Source organism: Sinorhizobium glycinis, from assembly GCF_001651865.1.
Classification (GTDB): Bacteria; Pseudomonadota; Alphaproteobacteria; order Rhizobiales; family Rhizobiaceae; genus Sinorhizobium; species Sinorhizobium glycinis.
The window spans coordinates 1-2,969 of the sequence record NZ_LPUX01000021.1; the positions used below are offsets into that span (position 1 = coordinate 1).

Sequence of the window (2,969 nt, forward strand, 5' to 3'; positions counted from 1 at the left end):
AAACGGTTGCGCTTCATTCTCTGGTCCTCTCAATGGGCCAGAGCTTACTTCAAAATGGATTATTTCAACGGGGCAAGGTCACGCCTGGTCGTGCCCGACAATCTGAAGTCCGGCGTCAGCCGCGCCAGCTTCTACGATCCCGAGATCAACCGCAGTTACGGCATGATGGCGTCCCACTATGGTGTCGGCGTTCTGCCGGCCCGACCGCGACGCCCGAAGGACAAAGCGAAGGTCGAGAACGGCATGCGCTTCGCCCAGAGTTGCCTTCTCGGCCGCTTGCGCAAACAGACGTTCTTCTCGCTCGCCGAGGCCAATGCCGCAATCGCCGACGTGCTGGAGCGCATCAACAATCATGTCATGCGCCGGTTGGGTGTCAGCCGCCGCCATCTCTTCGAGACGGTCGAACGCGCGGCGCTCGCAAGCTTGCCCGCCGAGGAGTACGAGTTCGCCGAATGGCGCTTTGCGCGGGTCTCGACGGATTACCATGCCGAGTTCAGGAGCTTCTTCTATTCCGTCCCGCACGCGCTCATTCGTCAGCAGGTCGATATCCGGGCGACCGCGCGAATGATCGAGATCTTCCATCGCGGCAAACGCGTCGCGGTCCATCAGCGCCGCTATGGCGGGCCGCGCTATGGAACAGACCCCGCGCACATGCCGAGCTCCCACCGCCGATACGCCGAATGGACGCCGGAGCGCTTCCGGCGCTGGGGCGCGTCCATCGGTCCGCAGACCGAAGGGCTGATCGTCGCCATTCTCGCCAGCCGGCCACATCCCGAGCAAGGCTTCAGAACATGCCTCGGCATCCTGCGCCTCTATCGCGACCTCAGCCGCGAGCGCGCCGAGGTCGTTTCGGCACGGGCCGTCGAGATCGGCGGCCTGACCTGCAAGACGATTGCCTCGCTCATCGCAACCCACAAGGCCCTCAGACATTCCACCGAACCCGCCGCCGTCATGGAACACGCCAATCTGCGTGGCCCCGGCTACTTCCATTGAGGAGACACCTGATAATGCTGACCAATCCCACCATCGACATGCTGCGCGAACTCGGCCTGACAGGCATGGCCAGCGCCTATCAGGAGCTCGAGGCGCAGCCGGAAGCCAGACACCTCGAGCATGGCGAATGGCTCGCTCTGCTGCTCGAACGCGAGGCGACCACGCGCCGCCAGAAGCGCTTCGAGGCAAGGGCTCGCGCCGCGAGGCTGCGCCATGATGCCCAGATCGAGAACATCGACTTCCGCGCCGCCCGCGGCCTCGATCGCAATCTCGTCCTGAAGCTCGCCAACTGCGACTGGATCAGGCAACACCATAGCCTCTTGCTGATCGGACCCGCCGGCGTCGGCAAGAGCTGGCTGGCCTGCGCGCTCGGACACAAGGCATGCCGCGAGGACTTCTCCGTCGCCTATCATCGCCTGCCCAGGCTGTTCGCCACCCTTGCGCTGGCGCGCGGCGACGGCCGATATCCCAAGGTCCTCAAGGCGCTCGCCAGAACCGACCTGCTCATCCTCGACGACTGGGGTCCGGAGAAGCTCAACGACGAGCAGCGGCGCGATCTCCTGGAGATCGTCGAGGACCGCTACGAGAAGCGATCCACCATCGTCACCAGCCAGGTGCCCGTCGATCACTGGTATGACATGATCGGCAATCCTACGATCGCCGATGCAATCCTCGACCGCCTTGTCCACAACGCCTACCGCATCGAACTGCACGGCGAGAGCTTGCGAAAGCAGCGTCAAACACCATCCGCCGCTTGACCGCGCGACAATCACGCGCCATGCAAAACAACGGCCCAGGGGAGCATCAACTGGCCGGCTTCAGATCGGAATGGTGGCCGGAATGAAATCGGAATAGGTGGCCGGCTTCGTTTCGGAATCAGCGGCCGACTTCACCGGAATACGCAACGATTAGTGCATCATCCCCTCGTGCTGCTGATCTTGGCTATTGTTCCCTTCAGCCGATCAACATAGGCCTGGACCTCACTTCGACTTTCCGTCGAGAGCCTGCGTAGTTCGGCGCATGCGGCCGCCTGCGGCACTACTCCTAGAGGGACCGCCACTGAAATCCAATCAATTTCGTGGAAGAGGCTCTGCCATCCGCTTCCGACATACGGTTGGATATCGATAAAGCGCGGTGTCCGTTTTTGGAAGCAAGCCCTCAGGTTGGCATATCCTTCCGGCAACTCGGCTGCGGCAAGATCTCGCCAAAACGGTGTGTCAATTCGCTTGGAATCGTAGTGCAGCCTCAGGAAGTCCCGAACACCCGTTTAGCACCGTGCGTTCGCGCTGTTATAGCCTTCGATGGCCCGAGCGGGCACAATGCCGCTTCCGTTGGCGAGAATGCGCTCCAAATTCCTTAACGCTTCGAAGGTGTGGGCGGCAAGTGCAGCCTCCAGGGGCTCAACAAAACCCGACGCCGTTCCCAAAGCCACGAAATTGTTAACCCATGCGGTCGAAAAGTAACCTTGATCCAGCGAAAGCTCGTGTTTCGCCTCCACACGGAATCCATAGTGATTCTCAACCTCGGCGATTGCCATCGCAGCGTCCGCATATCTGCTGCTGAATGCATAACCGGCACTGATCGAGCGATTCAATGGGGCTTCCCACATCCATCCGGCTTTCATGGCGGTAGCACGGGTAACGGGGGATGATGCCCGCGGCTCAAGCTCAACGATGATCGCACGATCAGTAGGCAGCACATTTGCGAACGAACACCAGCGCGTATTAAAGACTTTGCCGAGACCCAATCTGGCAAATCCGGACGCATCGACGGCGAAGTCGACTTCAAGTTCTTCGCCTCCGAGCTGGAAAGCGTTTACATGCCCTCGGTCGTCGAGTCTCATCCCGTGTACCACAGCCCTACGAGAAGTGATCCCACGTGCCAGTCCGACACGCCTTAGAGCCTGACTCGAAAAGGTCTCAACAATATCCGTACCTTGCCAAGCGTCGTGTCAGGACCCGGATGTGGGCGATAGT

At 60.8% G+C, this 2,969-nt stretch carries 2 protein-coding genes and 1 pseudogene; 2 read left to right on the forward strand and 1 reads right to left on the reverse strand.

Annotation, left to right across the window (positions count from 1 at the left end; genetic code table 11):
• Both AU381_RS00175 and istB read left to right on the forward strand, forming a co-directional pair.
• The coding region (locus tag AU381_RS00175) for a Mu transposase domain-containing protein (protein ID WP_425288605.1) at positions 1-993 on the forward strand (993 nt) is incomplete at its 5' end.
• A gap of 14 nt (positions 994-1,007) precedes the next feature.
• On the forward strand, positions 1,008-1,751 hold the full coding sequence (gene istB, locus AU381_RS00180; protein ID WP_014857536.1) for an IS21-like element helper ATPase IstB: 744 nt from the start codon (positions 1,008-1,010) through the stop codon (positions 1,749-1,751).
• A gap of 158 nt (positions 1,752-1,909) precedes the next feature.
• On the opposite strand, the pseudogene AU381_RS00185 reads toward istB, so the two are convergent.
• Positions 1,910-2,920, reverse strand: a pseudogene (locus AU381_RS00185) (tryptophan halogenase family protein).
• Positions 2,921-2,969: the final 49 nt, after the last annotated feature.

Bases quoted from the DNA above. Each gene is read 5' to 3' on its own strand.
- istB (WP_014857536.1), top strand. From the start codon at position 1,008: ATGCTGACCAATCCCACCATCGACATGCTGCGCGAACTCGGCCTGACA.